At 65.3% G+C, this 711-nt stretch carries 2 protein-coding genes; both read left to right on the forward strand.

What is annotated here, in order from left to right; all coding sequences use genetic code 11:
• A partial coding sequence (locus JQK15_RS26525; RefSeq protein ID WP_214869656.1) for a DUF5110 domain-containing protein occupies positions 1-405 on the forward strand: 405 nt, incomplete at its 5' end.
• A 13-nt stretch (positions 406-418) separates the two neighbouring features.
• On the forward strand, positions 419-711 hold a 293-nt coding region (locus JQK15_RS26530), incomplete at its 3' end, for a family 1 glycosylhydrolase (protein ID WP_214869658.1).

The raw sequence follows: 711 nt of genomic DNA on the forward strand, positions 1-711 counted from the left end.
GCCCCGGTGACCAAGCAGGGCCAGACCAAGCGGTCGGTCTATCTGCCCGCCGGCACCGCCTGGTATGATTATTGGACCAACCAGAAATATGAGGGCGGCCAGACGATCGAGGTGGATGCGCCGATCAACCGCATGCCGCTGTTCGTGAAGGCCGGTTCGATTGTGCCGATGGGCGTGCAGGTGAAGAGCACGGCCGAGAAGCAGGCCTTGGAAAGCATCCGGGTTTATCCGGGTGCCGATGCGCGCTTCACCCTTTATGACGATGACGGCAAGACCAATGATTATCGCAAGGGTGGCATGAAGGCCGAGCTGGTCTGGGACGACAAGGCAAAGACGCTGACGAGCAAGACGAAGCTGCCCACCGGCCAGGCCATCAGCGGCCTGGTGCAGATCGTCGGTCAATAAGGAGACAAAGAAGATGACGGGTATCAATCGCCGCGAACTGGGCCTGGGCCTGGGTGCCGCCGCGCTGGGCGCGGGCCTGGCCGGCAGCAGCAGTGCGAACGCGCAGGCCGCAGCCGCGGCCGCCGGCGCGCCGCAGGGCAGCCTCGCCTTCCCCTCCGACTTCCTGTGGGGCTGTGCCACCGCATCCTATCAGATCGAGGGCGCCGTGAACGCCGATGGCCGCGGCCAGACCAACTGGGACGTGTTTTCCCACACGCCCGGCAAGGTCGCCAATGGCGACACCGGCGACGTCGCCTGCGACAGCTA

It is taken from the genome of Sphingobium sp. BHU LFT2, from assembly GCF_018604485.1.
In the GTDB taxonomy this organism is placed as follows: domain Bacteria; phylum Pseudomonadota; class Alphaproteobacteria; order Sphingomonadales; family Sphingomonadaceae; genus Sphingobium; species Sphingobium yanoikuyae_A.